This is a genomic window from Alteromonas sp. 14N.309.X.WAT.G.H12, assembly GCF_036697315.1.
In the GTDB taxonomy this organism is placed as follows: Bacteria; Pseudomonadota; Gammaproteobacteria; order Enterobacterales; family Alteromonadaceae; genus Alteromonas.
Map to the genome: position 1 here is coordinate 239,382 of NZ_JBAHZB010000002.1, position 20,650 is coordinate 260,031.

Genomic DNA, 20,650 nt, shown 5'->3' on the forward strand with positions numbered 1-20,650 from the left:
TCATTTTAAAGAAATGTGTCTTGGTGACGCTTGTTTAGGGTAAGTGTAGATAAACAGTGTATTTTTTGCGATTTTTATCGCAATAAAATCTTTACGTTGTTTAATCTAGCAACTGGTCAACCAATGCTACTACACTGTGTGTTGAAATCCGAGACATTAATGTTTTTCCTTTCGCTCTTGCTCCCCACGGTAATTTTTCCCAACTTTTACCTTTTTGTTCTTCAATGCACTGGTCATATACCGAGGCGACATAAGAAAGGCTATTGTAAGGCCCTGTTCGTCGCGGGTTAGAATGGGCATACAAACCGATAACCGGAGTACCTACTGTGGTTGCCATATGAGCCGGGCCGGTGTCGGGTGCCACAACTAAAGAAGCATAGCGCAAAATCGCCAACATATCGTGTAACGACGTTTTCCCCACTAGATTTTCCGTGATCTTGTCAGTATGAGATAAAATCGCCTCTGCCAGCGTTTTGTCCATACTGCCTGGCCCGCCGCATAAGATCACCGCCTTATTCTTCGAACGTATGTGCTCTGCCACTTGGGCGTAGCGCTCAGGAAGCCAGTTGCGCTCATCTTTACTGGCCGCGGGGCTGATCACCGCATAAGGTCCCACGCGTTCCAGTAGCGCCTTGGCTTTTTCTTCCGAGGCATCCGGCACCGGAATATGCCACTGAGGCGGCATGAGCGGCGGCACGCCCAAGGCATCACCGAAATCCATAAAACCGTCAAGCACATGGGCATGCCCATGGGGTTTTACCCGTTTATTGGCAAAAAGCCAGTGCAACTCTTTGCTCCGGGCCCAATCAAAACCAATACGTTCTTTTGCTTTAATTACCCGGGATGCGAGGTTGGCTCTTAGTGCCACCTGCATCATCAGTAAGGCATCAAAATACTCGTCCTTTACCGCCGCTTGCAGCTGACGTGTGGCCGCTTTCCCCTGCTTTTTATCAAACACAATAAACCGTACATCTGGCAGGGTTTTCATTAATTGATACTCGACCTTACCTATAATCCAGGTAAGCTGAGCATCGGGCCAGTGTGTTTTTATCCGATGGACTAACGCGGCTGCATGACAACAATCACCAATGGCAGACAACCTCATCAAACAAATCTTTTTCTTCAAGGAATCACCTCTAAGGCTGAAAACTATGAAATTTTCATTACAATGGACAATTTACCACATTAATGATTTAGCATGACGATAAAACAAATCTCAATGGGCAACGGCCATTATGTCATGATGGATAGTAAGGCGGCGCCAAATTTGACCCTTGATTGGTTTGATCCTGTCTATTGGGCAAATCTCAATGCGGTGACCGGACAAGCGAAAGGCAGAGGTACCACCCTTTTTATCCAGGTAGATAATCAGGCATTGGTGTTACGTCATTACAAAAGGGGCGGCTTACCGGGAAAAGTGTTATCTGACCAATACCTGTATGCTGGCTTAGAAAAAACCCGCGCCTTTAGAGAATTTCGGTTATTGTGGGCCATGAGAGAGCAAGGTCTCTGTGTGCCCCACCCCATTGCTGTACATGTAAAGCGTCAGGGCTGTGTGTACCGGGGTGACTTAATCACCGCGATGATCCCTCACAGTGAAGATTTACATGCCGTGTTATGCCGTCAGCCCCTGTCATCTAAACAATGGCACGCCGTCGGCAAAGCGGTTGCACGCATGCACAAAGCGGGCGTTTATCACCACGATCTCAATGTGAGAAATATCATGGTGGATACATCAGGGAAGGTATGGATCATCGACTTTGATCGTTGCCGTTTTCGCCAAGGTGATAAATGGAAAAGTCAGAACATAGCGCGCTTTTTACGTTCCCTTGAAAAAGAAAAAGCCAAGTATGCACAATTTTTCTGGCAAAATGCCCATTGGGCGTCTTTTCTGGAAGGTCTCAACGAGGCATGATGAAGAGCAATTTAGATAATGGCAATGGCCAATTTGGAATCCATGAGTAAGCCTATGACTATGCACACCAGAGCAATTTATCCCGGCACCTTTGATCCTATCACTAATGGTCACGCCGATCTCATTGAACGTGCTTCACAAATGTTCTCGCACGTAATCGTCGCCATTGCAGCTAACCCCAGTAAAAAACCCCTCTTTTCATTAGCAGAAAGAGTGGCAATGATTACCGAAGTTACCCGTAAATTACCCAATGTGGAAGTGCAGGGCTTTACCGGCTTGCTGGCGGCATTTGCCGATGAAATTGACGCCACCATACTCATTCGTGGATTAAGGGCGGTTTCAGATTTCGAATATGAGTTTCAGCTGGCAAATATGAATCGGCGACTGAACCCCAAATTAGAAAGCGTATTTTTAACCCCTTCGGAAGAAAACTCGTTTATTTCATCCACATTGGTTAAAGAAGTTGCCTTACACAATGGCAAAGTCAGCGAATTTTGTCATCCGGTGGTAGAACAAGCCCTTATCGAACGGTTACACAAAAAGAAAGGAAAGTAGTTTACCGCTGGCATGACGGGCAGAAGAAAGTATTTCGTTGCCCGATCACCACACTTTTAATGTCGGTATCGCACTGCTGGCATGTTTCACCGGTTCGCCCATAAACGCGTAGTTGCTGAGCAAAGTAGCCAGGGCGACCATCACTTTGGGCGAAATCTTTTAACGTGGTTCCCCCTTGCTCAATGGCTTTAGCCAACACAGTTTTAATGGCCTCAGTAAGTACTTGTAGACGTTTTAGGCTAACTCGTCCCGCCGCCCGGCGCGGATCGATGCCAGCTAAAAATAACGCTTCGTTAGCATAGATATTTCCCACGCCGACCACCACAGCGTTATCCATAATCAATGACTTGATGGGCGACTTTTTCCCTTTTGCCAGCGTGGCCAAATGCGCCACATTAAAGGCATCGGTAAGGGGTTCTGGGCCTAATTTTGTTAAGAGGGGTAAGGTATCGCCATAAGGTTGCCATAAACAGGCGCCAAAGCGGCGAGGATCGTTAAAGCGCAAACACTTTCCAGAGGCCAGCACAATGTCAATATGATCATGTTTAACTGCCGGATAATCCGCATCTATCACCCGCAGCTTCCCCGACATCCCCAAATGTAAAACGATACTGCCTATTTTTGTTTCCAACAGCAGGTATTTAGCGCGGCGGTGAATGTGTGTGACCACCTGCCCCGAGGCTAAATGGATCTCTTCGGGGACCGGCCAGCGCAACCGTTTATCTCTAACGATAACACGGGTAATGGTTTGATCTTTAAGCCAAGGGGTGATCCCTAAACGGCTAACCTCGACTTCCGGTAACTCAGGCATGCGCGTTCTCTTACTCGGTGTTCCAAGGCAACAGCTGCGCCAAGGTGGCATTAGAAAGAATAAACCACTTGTTTTTATGTTTTACATACGTGGCTTCGACGTGGGGATAAAAAGCAAACACTAAGCCATCAGATTGGCCCGCTAACCATACCACGACCACCAGCGGCTCACCAGTAGGCTCCTGAGCCATTTTTGTGCGTTCTAAAGCTGCCTGTTGCCATGCTTGTAGTTGTGCCTGTGGGGTGACGTTTACATCGTCTGAGGTAACCACCTGCTGCCAGCCCTGCCCTTGCCGCACCAGTTGGTTCTGGCCTTGCTCAATTTTCAGGATATACGCATCTTCGGGCACAAGGGGGATAATGGCGTTGCCTTCTTCCTGAGGCAAAAATTGATCGATGTTGAACAAGGCGATCATGATTAACATGGCAAAGATCACGACGTTATTCATTGCCCGTTGAGAAATTCTGGCCATAACTTAAGTGTTGAGTTCTATTCAATAAGTACGCCCAGAGTAACGCAGAAGTTACCTGAACAGCAAACGCAAAAAACCCAGCCAAAGCTGGGTTTTCATGGAGACAAAAGCAAGTTTTATTACTTGATTTTTGCCTCTTTGAACATAACGTGCTTACGTACAACGGGATCAAATTTTTTGATTTCCATTTTACCAGGCATGTTACGTTTGTTCTTATCGGTAGTGTAGAAAAAGCCAGTACCTGCAGAAGAAACTAATTTAATTTTATCACGCATTGTAAGGCTTCCTTAGATTTTCTCACCACGGGCACGCATATCAGTTAATACTGATTCGATACCCTTTTTGTCGATAATACGCATGCCTTTAGCAGACAAACGCAGTTTAACGAAACGGTTTTCGCTCTCAACCCAAAAACGGTGAGATTGAAGGTTTGGCAAAAAGCGACGACGAGTCGCATTGCGCGCGTGCGAACGGTTGTTACCTACCGCTGGACGCTTACCAGTAACTTGGCATACTCTTGACATTGTATTTGTCTCCAGAACTACAAAACTGTCGCGCCAATCGATCCCACCTAATAAGTCTTCTGGGTCAGTTGACGATATTACGATAAATAAGAGGGCGCATTTTATACAGCAAAACGAAGCGTAATTCAATAAAAAAGGCTAAAAAGCTTTATTGAACTCACTTTTTTGCATTGCCCACTATATGTCTACGTGCTCAGGCAACCTACTTTGCATGCACCGAGCACAATTGGGGGCGCATGATAGCACCTAAAAACGATCCTGTAACGATCTGATCGCAGATCTTTCATAAATCTTGCAGATCAATCGTAAAAAGAGGATCGCGTATTAGTAAAATCAAAGAGCCGAACAGGACGACTTAACATTTGTCCGCCATCTCTGGAAATAGGCACCCATGGGAATGTGCCCCGTCCTTTCGACGGTTTCAATGTAAACAGATCTAAAGGTACGGAAATATAGAACCCTTTGGTGAAGCTTCCCTCTCCGTATTCTTCTGACGTAGCATCGGTGATGGCCGCATAGGCGCCTACCACAATGCCGCTGTCGAAACGTTTAGCAAAATCGATATTCACCCCTTTGTCTTTCGCCAAAAACTGTCCTGCGCTTATGGTAAGCAGGGTATCGGGCAAAAATTCAGGTTCCCAATAAACACTGGCAAAGCCGGTAATAACGTCATAATCGAAAAAGTCTGTCTGGCTGTCGTAGTCCCGTTGCTTGGCGTAGTTAATATCCACCCCAAATGCAATGTTACTGTCTACCGGGCGCCATAACACCTCGCCGCCCACACCACCGTACATGGTTTCCAGATAGCCGCCGTAGGCTTGCACAAACCAGTCATTGTCCAACTGTTCATTCCACTGCAGAAACGCACTGTCTAGCCAAACATCATGGGTAACGTACTCACGAACATAGGTACGGACCCGCGGTAGGCTCGAATCTTCATGATCCACCGTGTAGGTAAATTTATCGAAGTTATCAAACAAGGTCGCCCGTATGGTAGAAATCGCCGACCAATTTTCATCAAAGGCATAACCGCCGCTTAGCAGTAAACCACCTTGATAAAAGTAAAATTCTTCTGCACTACCAAATGTCTGGGTATAGAAGAAATCCGTAGAATGGAAAAAGCCGCTGGTTTTAGCCGGGTCATAGGCCGCTAAGATATCGCTATCCGGTGCCTGTCGGGTATAGGTATCGGTAATATCCGCTTCAATATCTTCATATTTTGCTGCTACTTTGAAACGCTCAGCATCAATGACCGTGTCCACAATAGGTAATCTGCCGGCATTTTCCACAATATGATAGGAAGTCACAGAATCTGGCAACGCAGAAGCCGCAATTCGGCCTATACGCTGAGTGGCCTCATCTTTGTCTCGATAGGCAATCTGGTTGCCATAGAAGACAGCCCGATCATCGGTAATATCAGCATCGGAAAGTATAAACCCTGAGTCATAGGCCAACTCACGATACAGTTGCTTCTTATCCATCTTCACCACACTTTCTGGTGGCGTGGCATTCACTATATCCTTAGGGGGCTTATCTATTTTAACCTGCTTGTACGTATTCATGTTAAAGCGATAGGATACGCCAAAACCAAAGGTATTCCCGCGCTGATAGTTCATGGAAAAATCGAAGCCTTTCCACTGATACACAGCGCCCACATTCCAACGGGAATCCTGTTCAAGTACACCGGCCCGATCTTGGGAATAATCATTGCCTTCAAATTCCAGTTTTAAGCGTAGGGGTTTCCAAGGCGTTTGATCATAATCAATTTTACCGCCTTCCCCGGAATAACCCGTAGGACGCTCGCAGTAACTGTCTGAAATTTTACAAAAGGGATTGGTAAGATCGTCAGAGGTCCCCAAATATCCCCAACCAAGACCTAAGTGAAAATCCAAGGGACCATAGGCTTTAGAGGCCGTGACATATTCGCTTTCGAAAAAGCCTGTGCCACCAAAATCACGAAAGCCCACCGACACTTCAGGCAAATAATAGCTTTCCTGCCAAAGCCTAAACTTAACGTCTAGTCCTTTATCTTTTAGTGTTTGATCGCCACTGAACGACTCAACATCACTGTACAACTGGGTACGAACATCGGTATAACGTGCCGTCACCTGCATCCAATCAAATAACTGTAAATTTACCGACCAGAATCGATATTCTTCATTATCTGTATAGTTAATATAGAGATCGCCTGCTTCCTCCATACGCGAGGTAGGCGTTTGGATCAAACCGGTTCCGCCCTGAACCATCTGTGAAGATTGAACCGTCTGTGTTACCGGCTCTTCACTACGGGCTGCTTGACTAAAAATTGCAGCCGCAACCGCCAGTGCGCATCGGGTGCGCGACATATTCAACAACATCATGGTAGTACCCTGTGAACCGCTAACTCGGCTATCTTTCTGTTTAGTTCATCCACATCTGGTGATAACAACCAGCTAAAGAGGGGGACGTAAATCTGACTGCCTGGCATGACCTTAGAAAAGGATTTACCCCAGTACGCAATATTTTGCTTAACCACTTCCCCTCGGGGTGAAATAACATAAACATAATCGGGGTCGGCATCTGCGCGGCGTGCAATGCCTTCTGCATACTCAGAGGGCGTCAGCATACCTTGGAATTCATACGCACCCGGCGTCTTTACCAAACCACTTAACCACACTTCCTGGGGGCGTCCCCGCAATGTCAAAATGTAATCACCCGGCTGTAGCATGGGGTTTTCAGCCGTATTAAGGCGAGCAACATCATAATCGATATCCACCGGTAACCGTTTAGCCAGTTTCCAATTTTCAACTTGCTGGCGTAAGGCACTCAGTGCAATGGCTTTTTCATCGGAAGGCTCAAGGGCAAATGCCAAGGCATCGATATCCTGAAGGATCTCTTGGCGCTGGGCTTCCACCTCGTCAGATTTGGCACTGTAGATCACACAAGCAGGCCAGTACCATTGCCCATTCTGGCCTACGGTATGTAACACAATTGACAAACGAACCGGGTTTAAATAACGAAATTGCTGCCCGTTTACCGTAACATTCACTGACGCCTGTACAGACGATATCGTTGCTATCAGACAACAAAAAATCAATGCACGTTTTATCATTGTGCCACCTCGTCAATCAATCGCTGCGCCCGACTTAAATAAACCATCTTAAGGGGGTCGCCCACCGGCGAGAGCTGTTGTTCAGATTTCAATAATTCACCATTTTCTTTACTGAACCAAAAACGGTTGGTCCAACGACGGTTTATCTCGATATAAGGCGTCACCTGAGGATAGGCCACCGATTCTTCCACAAGATAAACATCAAAATCATGATCCAATATGTTTAGTGTGGTATCGCCTATACGCTGCCATTGGGTTTCTACTGGCAGTCCATATCCGTAGTTTTCGATATCTGTTGTATAAGTCCATTTCACAGGGCTATTTACGTCACTCGCTAACGGATTGGCCCCCTGTCCCTGATGGTACAAGCTGTCGTTTTCAAAGCCGTGAGTGTGGGTGATTAACCCATGATGCATGATCAAGATAGCGTGGTCGGCAGATACCCACTTATATGCATTATCTTCAATAAATGCCAGCGCCATGATCACTTGGCCGCGATCACCATGTTTCACCCCAAGCAAATCCGCTCTGCTTTGCCTTATCTGCTCTAAAGAAACGGTATTATCCGATTGGGTGAAGGCCAGTTTAAGAGTTTCATAATAAGCTTGGTTGGTACTTGAACAGCTGGATACCAGCAAGCCCATAACAAGCGCGAAAAAAATACGTCGAAAATTACTTATTAGCATCATACGATTTAGAAGTGAGATCACCGGAAGGAACCATAGAAATAAAAAAGCCGCTCCATAGAAGGGCGGCTTTCAGAATGCTGCAAAATTTTTATTGTACAGTTGGTGAGTACGTATAAGTCACAGTAATAGGCGTAGTAACAGTAATAGTGTTAGTACCTGAAACTGTAACTGTATCTGTTACTGTGGTGGTAGTACCGACACAAACGCCGTCGACTAAACCATCATCACCACTACAAGACGCTTCATCACCATCGTCCTCATCGTCAATGCTTGATGAGCCACGGTTATTGCTGATTACAGCAGCCAGTACGCCAATACCTACGACGCCAGTTGCAACTGTACCTGCGGTTAGGCCACCAAGAGCTGAGGAACCTGAATTTTCTCCGCCAGATACATCTTGCGCAGCTGCACCAAATGCCATAGTGGCACCGATGACTAATGAAATTAATGACTGTTTCATAATTGTCCTTTCTATAAAATCCACCGACGCACTATCCTAAAGCATTTGTCCAAAATAGACTACTCTCTAGGTATAAATAGGTCGTAAAATGAATACGTTTCACATGCTCATCACATGGATCGCCGACGATCTATCTTCAAGGATCGCTAAGCCAGTATAGCAAGGTTGACAATTACATCAATCCTTTCTGTGCTAAAGATACAACGCCTGCATCACCAACGATAAAATGATCGAGCACACTGACATCAATCAATGCCAGTGCTTGTGAAACATCTTTAGTTAGCCGAATATCGGCATCACTCGGATCTGGTACGCCAGAAGGATGATTATGGACCAAAATAATCGCCGCGGCATTATCATCGATAACCTGCCGCACAATTTCCCTAGGATAAACCGCCGCGGCGTTAATGGTACCAGAAAACAACAACCTAAAGGCAATGAGGTGATGCTGACTGTTCAAACACAAAATGCCAAAATGTTCTTTTTTCTCATGCCGCAACGTACTTTGTAAAAAAGACTTTACCTCACTGACTTGCTGAAAAACCGGTTGGCGCTTTAGCGGACTCTCTAACACGCGCTTTGCAATTTCCCAAACCACAGCAATTTGTGCGTAACGGGCTTCACCTATACCCGGAATATCGCACAGTTGAACCCGGGTAGCATGAATCACCTGGCGCAAAGAACCAAACCGATCAACAAGGGTATTGGCCAAAGCTTGCGCCCCTTGACTGCCCACACTATTGCCGAACAAAACGGCCAGCACTTCTGCATCGGACAGGCTTTCCGGGCCTTTAGTGAGTAGTTTTTCCCGCGGCCGCTCAGATAAAGGCCAACAATGTGACTCTGTCATAGCATCTCCTTTTACACTGCTGGCAGATTACAAATATCACTAGCCCGTCTCTACTGTCTTGATTACCAGATCTGTTGTTGCGGCTATCAGTGAACCTAAACATCTGGTAATCTTATTATTATCAAATTGCTCAAATACTAGCCTATGCAACTGTTCAATAAAAAGATTCTATTGGGTGTAACAGGAGGGATCGCGGCCTATAAAACACCTGATTTAGTACGTAAATTAAAAGCCCAAGGGGCCGATGTACGCGTCGTCCTCACCCATGGTGCAGCAGAATTTGTTAGCCCGCTATCCTTGCAGGCCGTATCGGGCAACGTGGTGCACAGCAAACTGCTAGATGAGCAAGCCGAAGCCGGGATGGGACACATTGAACTGGCAAAATGGGCAGATATCTTACTTATTGCCCCAGCGACGGCGCACTGTATAGCCAAATTAGCTAATGGGCTGGCAGACGATTTATTATCAACTCTTTATTTGGCCACCGCCGCAAAAGTCTTGTTAGCACCCGCGATGAATCAACAAATGTGGCATGCGCCAGCCACCCAGAATAACCTTAACCGGTTGCAACTTCACGGCGTGCAGCTTATTGGTCCGGCTGAAGGCGAACAAGCCTGCGGCGATACTGGCCCAGGCAGAATGTCAGAACCTCAAGACATTGTGCACACCCTAATCAATCAAGAATCCGTCGGCCATTTATCAGGCAAAAAGGTCGTTATTACCGCAGGCCCTACCCGCGAGCCCATTGACCCGGTGCGATACTTGTCCAATCATAGCTCAGGGAAAATGGGTTATGCAGTGGCTCAGGCTGCCTATCAGGCCGGCGCCGAGGTCATTATCGTCTCTGGCCCTGTGACGATATCGCCATTGCCAAACATTCGTTGTCGTTACGTCAACACTGCCGCAGAAATGCTCAGCGCAGTAATGGAAGAAATAAAAGATGCGGATATTTTCATTGCCGCTGCCGCAGTGGCCGATTATAAGGTGGCCGAGATAGCCCCAAATAAAATAAAGAAATCCAATGATGAGTTAACACTTACTTTTATTAAGAACCCTGATATCCTTAAGAGCGTCGCCGCATTACCCCAAGCACCATTTACAGTTGGTTTTGCAGCCGAAAGCCAAGACGTGGAGACGTACGCCAGAGCAAAATTAAAAAACAAAAAGCTCGATATGATTGCGGCCAATGATATAACCCGAGAAGGCTTAGGGTTTAACAGTGAAGAGAATGCCCTTCATGTTATTTGGCACGATGGTGATAGGCACCTGCCACCCGACAGCAAAGTCAATATTGCCAGGTCGCTGATTACACTAATAACAGAACAGTACAATAAACTGTCAACATAATGGTTATGGTGTCGATAACCTTATTTACTTGAGATAAAAACCGTACACCAACCACTTTTATATGGAATGGGGTAGCTTTGACGCCCTGAAACGGAGGAATTACTCGCGTTATGCCTGCAGTTAAAAAAACAAATCGCCGCGCGCAAATATTGCAAGCGTTGGCTGGCATGCTGGAATCTCACCAGGGCCAAAGAATAACAACAGCTAAACTCGCAGAAACAGTGGGAGTATCAGAAGCGGCACTTTACCGGCACTTTCCCAGTAAAGCCCGTATGTTTGAAGGTCTGATAGAATTCATTGAAGAAACGTTGTTTTCCCGTATCAATAAGATTCTGAACGAAGAAAAGGATGCGGCGGCACGCTGCCAACTCATCCTGCATCTATTACTGGGTTTTGCAGAAAAAAACCCAGGCATTACCCGCATATTAAATGGGGATGCATTAATGGGTGAACAAGATCGCCTACGGGCACGAATAGCCAAGCTATTTGAACGTTTGGAAACCCAGCTTAAGCAAATATTGCGAGAGCGTAAGTTACGAGAAGGTAAGTCTCTCGCTGCGGAGGAAGGCGTTATCGCCAATCTTATGGTTTGCTATGTTGATGGGCGAATAAACCAATTTATTCGAAGCGGGTTTACCCGAAAACCCACTGAACAATTCAACGAACAGTGGCATCTGCTAAAGCAGGTTTTTATATAACCTCGCCATGGGTGCAACTTCATGAAAGGTAAGGGTAACAATGCCCTTACCTTTCTATATGAGCTTACTGCCCAAATGTATCACCGAAAAAATCACCTTCGTTCCACTGAGGCGCTTTATCCTGGGTGGCCAGCGTAAACCCGATTTCGGCATTCACCTGAGTGAACGTTTTCGCCGCTTCCCAGTTAAATGGCTGACTCGTATCATCACTAGGTTTATGGTAATGGGATGCGAGGAACTCACCAAATGCCTTACTTCCATCAATGTTTGGATCTTTCGATTTCAGGCCAGGTACCATAAACACAGCGGGGATCCCCTGTTTTACAAAAGCATAGTGATCAGAACGAGTAAACAAAGCCTGCTGCGGCCAAGGATCAGGACTTAGGGAAATACCTGCATTACCCGCCGCTTTTTCTACCGAGGCTTTCATGTCACTGTGACTGGCACCAAAGGCAATAACATCCGCAAAAGGATAAGTCAAAATAGGCATATCAAGATTCACGTTCGCCACCATAGATTTTACTGGGACGGTGGGGTTGTGAACAAAGTAATCCGCCCCTAGCAGGCCTTTCTCTTCGCCGGTAACAGAAACAAATAACACCGATCGTTTGGGTTTTTCAGGTAATTCACTAAACAACCGCGCGGTCTCCAGCATCACTGCCGTGCCTGAAGCATTATCCATTGCACCATTATTGATATTGTCTTTTTTCACCGTTTTGGCAAAACCGATGTGATCAGAGTGCGCAGAAAACACCACATATTCATTTTTTAATTTGGGATCACTCCCTTCAATCATGGCCACCACGTTGGGACTGGTGATTTGAGAGTGCAAACTCTGCTTTGACATTTCTACGGTGCCAGGAAGAGGAAATCCAACAGGCACTTTATCTTCTTCAAGCATTTTATAAATACTGTCGAGAGATTGCGGCCCATGAGCAAAAAGTTTCTCTGCGGCAGGCCGGCTAAGATATGCCGAATTTTTAATCTCACTAAAGGTATTGGCTGGCTTTCCTTTACTGTTTAACCATGCCATACGTGGCGTATGAATATAATTAAGCAGGTTTTGATACGGTCTGACTTTTTCTGCTACGGGAGTTGAAATAGTGATCATTCCCGTGGCTCCATGCTCCGCCGCATATTTTTGCTTTTGGTAGCTCGAGGCAAAATGTGCCCCTTCTTCACTGGGGAATGACGATGGCTTGCCAGATAAAATCACCACCACTTTGCCTGACACATCCAGATTTTTATAGTCATTGTGATTTAGCTCGTCAGCTACAATTCCGTAACCAGCAAAGACCATTTCCCCTTTAACCGAGGACATGGCGGATAAAAGATCCGGCCCAGTAATATAATCTTTTGGGTAATCAAGGGTGACTGTGTCACCATCAAACTGAAAAGAAAGTTTGGGAGAGTCCTGCACCAAGCTCGCTTTACGGAATGGCACCTTCTGATAGAAACCTTCCGTTCCCATCGGGGTCAGGCCATATTTTGCAAACTCTGTAGCGATATACAGCGCCGCAATATCATGACCTCGAGAACCGGTATCCCGCCCCTCAAGTAAGTCATCGGCAAGGAAAAACAGATGGGATTTTATACGATTAGTATCCGGGGAAAACTGACTGCGGGAGGTTGTCTCGTTTTGAGCGAACGCCCCTGATGCAAAAACAGCCAATAAGCTGCAAAATATTATTTTTCTTATCATAACTATCTTCGTTAGGCTAATAAATCACAGGCATGTTACCCCAGACACTCATTTAAGCAAGGTGTATAACATAAGCCTTGATACTTACTAGGTTTACGCTAGGCTAATGAGTAATAACTACGCACACTTTTATTATGCCCAGAAGCGCTCAGTACGATATAGATAACATACTGCAACAGGCTGTGGAGATTTTTCTCGAACACAGTTTTCATGGTGCCATCATGGATGAAATTATTGCCCGCACCGCGTTTAATCGAAGAGGCTTTTATTTAGAATTCGGTTCTAAACAACACTTTTTGTATAAAGTTCTCCAGTATTATCAACAAAATGAACTGATGCCCATCGTCAGTGAACTGGAAAACCATCAAGGCATTACCGCAATTAACACCTTCTTCTTACGTTATATTCCCCTTGTCTATCGTCGCGGATGCTTGCTGATTAACTGCGTCTGTGAGTTGGGTAAACAGGATGATGTCATTCGCCAAATGGGACGCCATTATCTTGACCGCTTGCAGCTGGATTTTATCGGCTGCCTGGAAAAAGCCCGCTTAACCAACGAAATCAAAGCCGAGGTCAATATTGAATCGGCCGCACTACAGCTAACCAGTTACGTGCAAGGTTTTGCAGTCAACGGTGTCCTTGCGGAAAATCCAGAAGAGATGATGATTGCCACAGAAGCCATGCTAACCCCATTGCAGGTTTGACAGAAAACCGTAAAATCAGGCACCTAAACTAGGTATCAATAGGTGATTTCATGAGTAGTAATGAACCGCTTTATCGTATTCAGTTTGTCAGTAATGGCGAACGCTATGAACTTTATGTACGTGAAGTCAGTCAGGGTAGTTTGTTTGGCTTTGTGGAAATCGGCGATTTTGTTTGGGATACCCACACCAGTTTGGTGTTAGATCCCAGCCACGAAAAATTAAAAGATGAGTTTGCTGATGTGGAACGTACCTATGTGCCCATGCACAATGTGTTACGCATCGATGCGGTAAAAAAACAAGGTAGCGCAAAAATAACCAAGTTATCCGACAAAGTAACGGCTTTCCCTAGTCCGATTTATACACCTAAGAAAGATTAATCTTTTTATATAAGTAAACACTCACTTCATTAATATCCACTATATTATATAGATTCGCTAGTGTTGAGGTGTAAGGCTTAGGGACAATCCGGCCCCCACTATCACTTTTCTTACTACAGAAGGTCATTGAAGGTGGGATAAATTTGCCTATAATACTGTATATACATACAGGTAAATTATTATGGCAAAATCACTTACTTTGGTTGAACAACACCCCGCTATCTGGCGGGGCAACCAATCTCACAGCGTGTTGGCTAAGCGTATTCCTACACGCATAACCAACCTTGATGCGGCGCTGTCAGGAGGCTTTCCTGAATGGGGCGTCGTGCGTATTCGTGCGCGACAAGGCACCGGTGAATTGTCATTTTTACGGCATCTAATCTCACAGGAAGCCGCCGATAAGCTCATTACCTTTATTAATCCACCTGGGTATATTCTCGCTCCGTGGCTAAAAAACTTTGGCCTTGACCCGGCCCATTGCTGGCTGATTAATACGACAGATGAATTCAGCAAGTGGAGTGCAGAAGAAAGCATTCGCTCCGGCGCCTGCCGTTGTGTGTTTTTATGGGCAAACACCCTTTCGCCGAAACAAGCTCGCCGACTTCAAGTGGCCACCGAACAGCATCATTGCCAGATGATTCTTTATGAAGAGCTGTCTTGCCCCAGACAACCTTTACCTGTGCCTCTTGATCTTTCTGTGTATGCCACAGAAGAAGGCTTAAAAATAGATATTCATAAACAACAAGGCGGATGGGCTAAAGAAGATATTCACTTTGCCTTTTCTTACACCCCGAATAACAGCGAAATTCGCGACATTATAAGTCGTTACCAAACATCAAAGACTGCGGTTACCACGCTCAGAGGCTGAACAATATGCTGTGGTTACACCTACACTTCTATCAACTGTCTCTTGAGCATTGTGCCCAAGCAAGCAACAGCGACGATGCCTGGGTGGTCTATCATACACCATCAAACGAAATCAAACAGTTGAACGAAAGCGCTAAAAAGGCCGGTATAGACGTAGGTATGGGCCTCGCCGAGGCCGCCGCCCTCACGGCGCCTTTACGTATTATCGATTATTGTGAACAAACAGAACGCCAGCTTCTCAATCACCTCGCCTGCTGTTTATATCAATGTGCCGCCGAAATCACGCTGATTCCGCCTCACTCTCTGGCCATTAGAATCGATACCCTAGTACGGTATTACGAAGGCGCCAATAATGTCTGGTTCTCCCTTAAATCCTTATTAAACGAACTGGCGCATAAGTACCATTTTGCCTCGGCTTGGACACCGGAAGCAGCAGAAGCTCTGGCTCGAGCTCAAATAAACACTTTTTACACTCATAAGGATGACATCAAAAAAGCCTTATATCATTTACCCCTAGGCTGTTTGCTTTTATCTGCCAAGCAGCGCCATGCCCTTCTGCGATCAGGTATAAAACAGGTAGGTCAACTTTTTGAATTATCTGGCACAGAATTAGGCAAACGCTTTGATAATGCCCTTTTGCAATATCTTTATGCTTGTCGGGGCGAAACCTACCCTCAACGCATTTTTTATCATCCTCCAGAGCAATTCGATGACCGAATTTCACTGCCCTTTGAGATAGAAAACACCCAGCATTTATTGCCTTACGTCACCAAAGCGCTACAGCGTATGGAAACCTTTTTGCGCCTACGCAATATAACCACTCAGGCAATTCAATTAACTTTGTTTTATCGTGAAGCCAATGCCACCGAATTGATAATACGAAAATCCACACCGTACTTTTCCCATAGTGAATGGCTACAACTTATTACCCTAAAATTATCTAACCTTGTGTTATCTGCGCCAGTGATATCGGTTCAGTTTCACGCACACGGTTTAGAGGAGATCACAGGCCAAAATGAAGATTTTTTCAATAACAGGCGACACATTTTTGCCCGTCAACAATTGGCTGGAAAGCTAGCTGCCCGTTTAGGTGAAAACAGCATCAGTACCCCTAAATGGCCTCACGATCATCGTTTGCACCCAGACACTAAAACCCTAACCCACCTCGCCCACGATTATCAGGATTTACCGGGGTTACGACTAAAACAGCCAAAACTATTAAGTGGCGCACCTAAAATTGAATTTGGCCCTGTTCGCGTAGAAACCGCATGGTGGAGTGACACAAAACACAAAAGAGATTACTACATAGCCAAAAATCATCATGGTCAGCGGATGCAGGTTTTTCGTGAAAACAACCAATGGTTTATTAGTGGGTGGTATCTATAAATGGCCTTTTCAGAACTGATCTGCCAGAGTAATTTCAGTTTTTTACTGGGCGCATCAAGCCCTGAGGAATTAGTCACCACCGCGGCTTTTCTAAACTACCGTGCCATCGCAATAACCGATGAATGCTCTGTAGCAGGCATTGTAAGAGCCTACAGTGAAATCAAACGCCATAACCTACCTATTCAGCTTATTACCGGCAGTTACTTTTCCCTCGACGATTCATTCCAGTGCGTACTTTTATGCCCAACAAAGCAAGCATACGCAGAGCTATGTCGCATTATTACCAATGCCAGAAGACGCAGCCCTAAAGGGGAATACCATCTCGCCGAGTGGGATCTTAAATCCATTAAACACTGCTTTATTATTTGGTTACCCCAATATCAAAACAGTCAAACAACACATTGGGCCAAATGGCTATTCACCTATCATAAAAACAGAACCTGGATCGCCGCGACCCGCTTTCTTGATAGCTGGGATAACAAGCGCTTTGCCGTAGCGGATCGTTTACATGTGGAGTTTGGCTTTCCGGTTATCGCCACTTCCCACGCCCTTTTTCATCACCCAGACAGGCTTCCTCTACAGCATGTCTTGCATGCTATTCGAGAAAATACCACCGTCGAAAACTTAGGTACCAGGGTACTGGCCAATGCAGAAAGAAGCTTAAGAAACATCAGTAAGCTAGAGAAGCTTTTTCCTCCTCAATGGCTCACCAATACCTTAATACTGGCGAAGCAATGTCAATTTACCTTAGATGAACTACGCTACCAATATCCTGCCGAGGTTGTTCCCAAGGACATGAAGCCCATTGATTATTTACGTCAATGTGTTGAAAAAGGCATTCGTAAACGGTTTCCTAATGGGATCAGGCAAAGTATTCGCGCCATCATCGAAAAAGAAATGCAACTCATCGAAGACCAGGGATATGAGTATTTCTTTCTAACCATTTATGACATTGTTCAATACGCGAAAGAAAAACACATTCTCTATCAAGGAAGAGGCTCCGCTGCGAATTCCGTAGTGTGCTATTGCTTGGAAATTACCGCAGTGGATCCAAGACAAATCAACGTATTGTTTGAACGCTTTATTTCAAAAGAGCGAAACGAACCACCGGATATTGACGTGGATTTCGAGCATAGTCGTCGGGAAGAAATTATTCAGTATATATATCAAAAGTATGGACGGGAGCGAACCGCCCTCGCTGCTACGGTGATCACCTTTCGATTTAAGAGCGCCTTTAGAGAAGTAGGAAAAGCCTTAGGGTTAGCTGAATCCCAGTTAAGCTATACGTTAAAAAACATTAACCGACGGGATAAAACCGTGCCATGGAAAGCCCAACTGACCTCCTGCGGTATGGATGTGACATCTAAAAAAGTGCGTCAGTTAATTGCCCTTGTAGAAGACATTTTAGGCTTTCCCCGCCACCTTTCTCAACACGTGGGCGGATTCGTTATTTCATCGGGCCCCTTATACGAACTGGTTGCGGTGGAAAATGCCGCAATGGACGAGCGTACAGTGATCCAGTGGGATAAAGACGATCTGGAAACCTTGGGGCTGTTGAAAGTGGATATTCTTGCCCTTGGTATGCTCACCGCAATAAGAAAAACCTTCGATTTGCTAAACCGCCAATACTCTGTCCCCGTTAGCATCCCTTTTATTACCGCCCTTGGGGATGATCCTCAGGTATACGACATGATTTGCAAGGCCGATACTGTGGGTGTATTTCAAATTGAGTCGCGGGCACAAATGACCATGCTTCCACGCCTGAAACCTCGTTGCTATTACGATCTTGTGGTTCAAATTGCCATCGTTAGACCCGGTCCGATACAAGGGGAAATGGTCCATCCTTATTTATTAAGACGGCACGGCAAAGAAAAAATCAGTTACCCATCCGAAGCGGTACGTAGTGTTTTATCCCGCACCATGGGCGTGCCTATTTTTCAGGAACAAGTGATTCAATTGGCCATGGTCGCAGCGGGCTTTTCAGGTGGTGAAGCCGACGCACTGCGCCGCGCAATGGCTAACTGGAAGAAAAGCGGTCGTATTTTCGAATTTAAAGAGAAGCTAATAAATGGGATGACAGAAAAAGGTTATGCAAGACACTTCGCCGAACAGTTATTCGAACAGATAAAAGGCTTTGGTGGGTATGGTTTTCCTGAATCTCATTCCGCCTCCTTTGCCGTCTTATCCTATGTTTCTTGTTGGCTTAAGTTTTATTTCCCTGCGGAATTTTTTATCGCCCTGCTTAATAGCTGGCCCATGGGTTTTTATACCCCAAGCCAATTAATTCAGGATGCGAAACGGCATAATATTCCTATTTTACCGGTATGCATTAATCACTCAAAATATGATCATACCCTGGTGTACTGTAAGGGAGAAAAAGCCATACAGTTAGGCTTTCGCATTGTAAACGGCTTATCTTATACTGCGGCAACCCAGGTGATCCAACAGCGTCCAACTCATGGCTATCAATCCATACAGGAAGTTCGGCAGATCTATAACCACGAAAGGGACTTGTCTGCCTTAGCCAGTGCCGATGCCTTTGCGTCCATCGCAGGAAATCGCTATCAAGCCCGCTGGGCGATGATGGATAGCCAAGTCTCCCTTCCACTTTTTAGCCCTGGCAATGAACAACTTTCCCTTTCTCTTGCCCCGGATGAAAAAGATACCCTTATCGAAGATTACGCGTCGACTTCATTGTCATTGCGCACCCATCCCATCAGCTTATTGCTGAAGCACAAAAATTTAGACAAATTCACCTTTGCCAATGCCTTAGAACAAAAAAGTAATAAATCGGTGGTACACATTTTAGGGTGTGTAACTTGCAGGCAAGCGCCTGGCACCGCATCGGGCGCAACGTTTTTTACCCTTGAAGATCATACGGGCAATATCAATGTGGTGGTTTGGCAAGCCACGGCTCGCCATCAACAGCAAGCCTATCTTAAATCACATATTCTACAGGTCGATGGGATCCTTGAACGCTCCCCGGAAGGCGTCACCCACATCATTGCAGGAAAGCTAACCGACAGGAGCCATTGGCTAGCCGAATTGGCAGTAACTTCAAGAGATTTTCATTGAACTTGTTTACTATTCACCCTATTTCTGGCTATTATCTAAACACTATACTAATAACAACTCACGTCGAATGAATACGGTTCTCAAACTTCTGGTCTCTTTTTCCTTGTTTTTCACCGCTGGTCTATCGACTGCAGAGACCTTTATTGTTGGAGCACAAAATATTCATTACTACCCACATTACGATTTCACGTCAAATAGAGATAAGGGATTAGCCTGGGCCATTCTACAAGCTTTTTCCGAATATTCAGGCCACGACTTTATCTATCACGCCATGCCCATTGTACGTTTACAGCGGGAACTAAAAAAAGGAAGCGTAGATTTTGTTTACCCTGATAATCCCCGTTGGTATAACCCAGTAACTAATGCAGATGAAAAGTATTTTTCAGCGCCCGTTGTGGAGTCTTTTGGCGGTACCATTATGCCAAAGAGCAACCTAGGAATGGATATTGATCAAATCGAATATTTAGGGATCCCCAAAGGTTTTACGCCTGTAAGTTGGCAGCAACGTATCGAGGATCACACTACGCAGCTGGTACAGGAAGGCAATATCGAAAATTTACTCTTTTACGTACAGAGCGGAAAAATTCAGGCTGCGAATTTAGAGTTTCATGTGATGCAATATTACACTGAGAGGATCCCTGAACTCAGCGATCTAACTTTAGATTTATCCCTTCCACATGATGAAGTAGGTTTTACCCTATCCACAATCAATCATCCTGAACTGATACAACAGTTCAATGCGTTTATGCAAGAAAAGTATGAACTCATCGAAGAAATTAAGCAGCGCTACGGAATTAAAAGCGGTTGTGAAATTATCGCTTACCTGTCTGCAAAGGCAGGCTGTAACCCAGATTCTTAACCTTGCTAGCGGCTGTGTAGCTTGTATAAACACTGACATAAGGGTGAACGTGGAAGCAAGGGAATAAACCATTTCATCCGCTTTAGGTGTGGCGTGAGCCCCAGCGTTCCCTTAGCTCAGCATGCTGAGTGCTTAGCCAGTAATATCTTAAGCCTATTGTGCACCTGCAGATGTGTTTTTAGCATTGCCCTAAACGCAAAAAAGGCCACTCATTTGAGTGGCCTTTTTCTTAAATTGGGAGCCTGGCGGTGTGCTACTCTCACATGGG

Annotated in this window: 21 protein-coding genes; 10 read left to right on the forward strand and 11 right to left on the reverse strand. The window is 45.5% G+C overall.

Annotated elements, in window-relative coordinates:
- Window positions 1-100: 100 nt before the first annotated feature.
- Window positions 101-1,105 carry a glycosyltransferase family 9 protein gene (locus V5298_RS02410; RefSeq protein ID WP_416351135.1) on the reverse strand — a complete coding sequence of 335 codons (1,005 nt, stop codon included), beginning with the start codon at window positions 1,103-1,105 and terminating at the stop codon, window positions 101-103.
- 93 nt (window positions 1,106-1,198) lie between these two features.
- On the opposite strand from V5298_RS02410, the gene V5298_RS02415 reads away from it, so the two are divergent.
- Together V5298_RS02415 and coaD are read left to right on the forward strand one after the other, a co-directional pair.
- A complete protein-coding gene (locus tag V5298_RS02415; RefSeq protein ID WP_332929870.1) occupies window positions 1,199-1,915 on the forward strand; it encodes a 3-deoxy-D-manno-octulosonic acid kinase in 717 nt (238 codons plus the stop codon).
- 60 nt (window positions 1,916-1,975) lie between these two features.
- The gene (coaD, locus tag V5298_RS02420) at window positions 1,976-2,470 is read left to right on the forward strand and encodes a pantetheine-phosphate adenylyltransferase (RefSeq protein ID WP_332929890.1); all 495 of its coding nucleotides are present in this window, start codon (window positions 1,976-1,978) and stop codon (window positions 2,468-2,470) included.
- Between the two features lies 1 nt (window position 2,471).
- On the opposite strand, the gene mutM is transcribed toward coaD, so the two are convergent.
- From mutM to radC, 9 genes are all read right to left on the reverse strand, one after another.
- Window positions 2,472-3,281 (reverse strand): bifunctional DNA-formamidopyrimidine glycosylase/DNA-(apurinic or apyrimidinic site) lyase, encoded by an 810-nt coding sequence (mutM, locus tag V5298_RS02425; protein ID WP_332929871.1) that lies wholly within the window; start codon window positions 3,279-3,281, stop codon window positions 2,472-2,474.
- A gap of 10 nt (window positions 3,282-3,291) precedes the next feature.
- Complete coding sequence (locus V5298_RS02430; RefSeq protein ID WP_332929872.1) at window positions 3,292-3,753, reverse strand: hypothetical protein; 462 nt, start codon at window positions 3,751-3,753, stop codon at window positions 3,292-3,294.
- 119 nt (window positions 3,754-3,872) lie between these two features.
- Window positions 3,873-4,028 (reverse strand): 50S ribosomal protein L33, encoded by a 156-nt coding sequence (gene rpmG, locus V5298_RS02435; RefSeq protein ID WP_013786148.1) that lies wholly within the window; start codon window positions 4,026-4,028, stop codon window positions 3,873-3,875.
- Window positions 4,029-4,040: 12 nt separating this feature from the next.
- Window positions 4,041-4,277, reverse strand: coding sequence for a 50S ribosomal protein L28 (gene rpmB, locus V5298_RS02440; RefSeq protein WP_216030803.1), 237 nt, complete (start codon window positions 4,275-4,277; stop codon window positions 4,041-4,043).
- Between the two features lie 299 nt (window positions 4,278-4,576).
- Window positions 4,577-6,637, reverse strand: a complete 2,061-nt coding sequence (locus tag V5298_RS02445) for a YjbH domain-containing protein (protein ID WP_332929873.1) — start codon at window positions 6,635-6,637, stop codon at window positions 4,577-4,579.
- The gene (locus V5298_RS02450) at window positions 6,634-7,368 is read right to left on the reverse strand and encodes a capsule biosynthesis GfcC D2 domain-containing protein (protein WP_332929874.1); all 735 of its coding nucleotides are present in this window, start codon (window positions 7,366-7,368) and stop codon (window positions 6,634-6,636) included. The genes V5298_RS02445 and V5298_RS02450 overlap by 4 nt, the downstream gene beginning before the upstream one ends.
- On the reverse strand, window positions 7,365-8,078 hold the full coding sequence (locus V5298_RS02455) for a YjbF family lipoprotein (RefSeq protein ID WP_332929875.1): 714 nt from the start codon (window positions 8,076-8,078) through the stop codon (window positions 7,365-7,367). Before V5298_RS02455 ends, V5298_RS02450 begins: the two co-directional genes overlap by 4 nt.
- Before the next feature lie 67 nt (window positions 8,079-8,145).
- On the reverse strand, window positions 8,146-8,517 hold the full coding sequence (locus V5298_RS02460) for a hypothetical protein (protein ID WP_332929876.1): 372 nt from the start codon (window positions 8,515-8,517) through the stop codon (window positions 8,146-8,148).
- 172 nt (window positions 8,518-8,689) lie between these two features.
- The gene (gene radC / locus V5298_RS02465) at window positions 8,690-9,367 is read right to left on the reverse strand and encodes a RadC family protein (RefSeq protein ID WP_332929877.1); all 678 of its coding nucleotides are present in this window, start codon (window positions 9,365-9,367) and stop codon (window positions 8,690-8,692) included.
- A gap of 144 nt (window positions 9,368-9,511) precedes the next feature.
- Here radC and coaBC point away from each other — a divergent pair, with 144 nt between their 5' ends.
- Window positions 9,512-10,714, forward strand: coding sequence for a bifunctional phosphopantothenoylcysteine decarboxylase/phosphopantothenate--cysteine ligase CoaBC (coaBC, locus tag V5298_RS02470; RefSeq protein ID WP_332929878.1), 1,203 nt, complete (start codon window positions 9,512-9,514; stop codon window positions 10,712-10,714).
- Window positions 10,715-10,824: 110 nt separating this feature from the next.
- Window positions 10,825-11,412, forward strand: a complete 588-nt coding sequence (gene slmA / locus V5298_RS02475; protein WP_216030797.1) for a nucleoid occlusion factor SlmA — start codon at window positions 10,825-10,827, stop codon at window positions 11,410-11,412.
- Between the two features lie 64 nt (window positions 11,413-11,476).
- Here slmA and V5298_RS02480 read toward each other — a convergent pair whose 3' ends face one another.
- Window positions 11,477-13,114: a M28 family metallopeptidase gene (locus V5298_RS02480; RefSeq protein ID WP_332929879.1), complete on the reverse strand. Its 1,638-nt coding sequence runs from the start codon at window positions 13,112-13,114 to the stop codon at window positions 11,477-11,479.
- A gap of 134 nt (window positions 13,115-13,248) precedes the next feature.
- Between V5298_RS02480 and V5298_RS02485 the strand changes: the two genes are divergently transcribed.
- The 6 genes from V5298_RS02485 (at window position 13,249) to V5298_RS02510 (ending at window position 20,382) form a co-directional block, all read left to right on the forward strand.
- The gene (locus V5298_RS02485; RefSeq protein ID WP_332929880.1) at window positions 13,249-13,818 is read left to right on the forward strand and encodes a TetR/AcrR family transcriptional regulator; all 570 of its coding nucleotides are present in this window, start codon (window positions 13,249-13,251) and stop codon (window positions 13,816-13,818) included.
- Between the two features lie 50 nt (window positions 13,819-13,868).
- The gene (locus tag V5298_RS02490; RefSeq protein ID WP_332929881.1) at window positions 13,869-14,195 is read left to right on the forward strand and encodes a DUF1820 family protein; all 327 of its coding nucleotides are present in this window, start codon (window positions 13,869-13,871) and stop codon (window positions 14,193-14,195) included.
- A 181-nt stretch (window positions 14,196-14,376) separates the two neighbouring features.
- On the forward strand, window positions 14,377-15,063 hold the full coding sequence (locus tag V5298_RS02495; RefSeq protein ID WP_332929882.1) for a hypothetical protein: 687 nt from the start codon (window positions 14,377-14,379) through the stop codon (window positions 15,061-15,063).
- 5 nt (window positions 15,064-15,068) lie between these two features.
- On the forward strand, window positions 15,069-16,448 hold the full coding sequence (locus V5298_RS02500; protein WP_332929883.1) for a DNA polymerase Y family protein: 1,380 nt from the start codon (window positions 15,069-15,071) through the stop codon (window positions 16,446-16,448).
- On the forward strand, window positions 16,449-19,523 hold the full coding sequence (locus tag V5298_RS02505; protein ID WP_332929884.1) for an error-prone DNA polymerase: 3,075 nt from the start codon (window positions 16,449-16,451) through the stop codon (window positions 19,521-19,523). It begins immediately after the preceding gene.
- Between the two features lie 67 nt (window positions 19,524-19,590).
- Window positions 19,591-20,382 carry a hypothetical protein gene (locus V5298_RS02510; RefSeq protein ID WP_332929885.1) on the forward strand — a complete coding sequence of 264 codons (792 nt, stop codon included), beginning with the start codon at window positions 19,591-19,593 and terminating at the stop codon, window positions 20,380-20,382.
- The last annotated feature ends 268 nt before the right edge of the window (window positions 20,383-20,650 follow it).

Excerpts from the sequence above, each read along its gene's own strand:
- V5298_RS02410 (WP_416351135.1), bottom strand. The coding sequence starts at position 1,105 with ATGAGGTTGTCTGCCATTGGTGATTGTTGTCATGCAGCCGCGTTAGTC.
- V5298_RS02415 (WP_332929870.1), top strand. The coding sequence starts at position 1,199 with ATGACGATAAAACAAATCTCAATGGGCAACGGCCATTATGTCATGATG.
- coaD (WP_332929890.1), top strand. The coding sequence starts at position 1,976 with ATGCACACCAGAGCAATTTATCCCGGCACCTTTGATCCTATCACTAAT.
- mutM (WP_332929871.1), bottom strand. The coding sequence starts at position 3,281 with ATGCCTGAGTTACCGGAAGTCGAGGTTAGCCGTTTAGGGATCACCCCT.
- V5298_RS02430 (WP_332929872.1), bottom strand. The coding sequence starts at position 3,753 with ATGGCCAGAATTTCTCAACGGGCAATGAATAACGTCGTGATCTTTGCC.
- rpmG (WP_013786148.1), bottom strand. The coding sequence starts at position 4,028 with ATGCGTGATAAAATTAAATTAGTTTCTTCTGCAGGTACTGGCTTTTTC.
- rpmB (WP_216030803.1), bottom strand. The coding sequence starts at position 4,277 with ATGTCAAGAGTATGCCAAGTTACTGGTAAGCGTCCAGCGGTAGGTAAC.
- V5298_RS02445 (WP_332929873.1), bottom strand. The coding sequence starts at position 6,637 with ATGATGTTGTTGAATATGTCGCGCACCCGATGCGCACTGGCGGTTGCG.
- V5298_RS02450 (WP_332929874.1), bottom strand. The coding sequence starts at position 7,368 with ATGATAAAACGTGCATTGATTTTTTGTTGTCTGATAGCAACGATATCG.
- V5298_RS02460 (WP_332929876.1), bottom strand. The coding sequence starts at position 8,517 with ATGAAACAGTCATTAATTTCATTAGTCATCGGTGCCACTATGGCATTT.
- radC (WP_332929877.1), bottom strand. The coding sequence starts at position 9,367 with ATGACAGAGTCACATTGTTGGCCTTTATCTGAGCGGCCGCGGGAAAAA.
- coaBC (WP_332929878.1), top strand. The coding sequence starts at position 9,512 with ATGCAACTGTTCAATAAAAAGATTCTATTGGGTGTAACAGGAGGGATC.
- slmA (WP_216030797.1), top strand. The coding sequence starts at position 10,825 with ATGCCTGCAGTTAAAAAAACAAATCGCCGCGCGCAAATATTGCAAGCG.
- V5298_RS02480 (WP_332929879.1), bottom strand. The coding sequence starts at position 13,114 with ATGATAAGAAAAATAATATTTTGCAGCTTATTGGCTGTTTTTGCATCA.
- V5298_RS02485 (WP_332929880.1), top strand. The coding sequence starts at position 13,249 with ATGCCCAGAAGCGCTCAGTACGATATAGATAACATACTGCAACAGGCT.
- V5298_RS02490 (WP_332929881.1), top strand. The coding sequence starts at position 13,869 with ATGAGTAGTAATGAACCGCTTTATCGTATTCAGTTTGTCAGTAATGGC.
- V5298_RS02495 (WP_332929882.1), top strand. The coding sequence starts at position 14,377 with ATGGCAAAATCACTTACTTTGGTTGAACAACACCCCGCTATCTGGCGG.
- V5298_RS02500 (WP_332929883.1), top strand. The coding sequence starts at position 15,069 with ATGCTGTGGTTACACCTACACTTCTATCAACTGTCTCTTGAGCATTGT.
- V5298_RS02505 (WP_332929884.1), top strand. The coding sequence starts at position 16,449 with ATGGCCTTTTCAGAACTGATCTGCCAGAGTAATTTCAGTTTTTTACTG.
- V5298_RS02510 (WP_332929885.1), top strand. The coding sequence starts at position 19,591 with ATGAATACGGTTCTCAAACTTCTGGTCTCTTTTTCCTTGTTTTTCACC.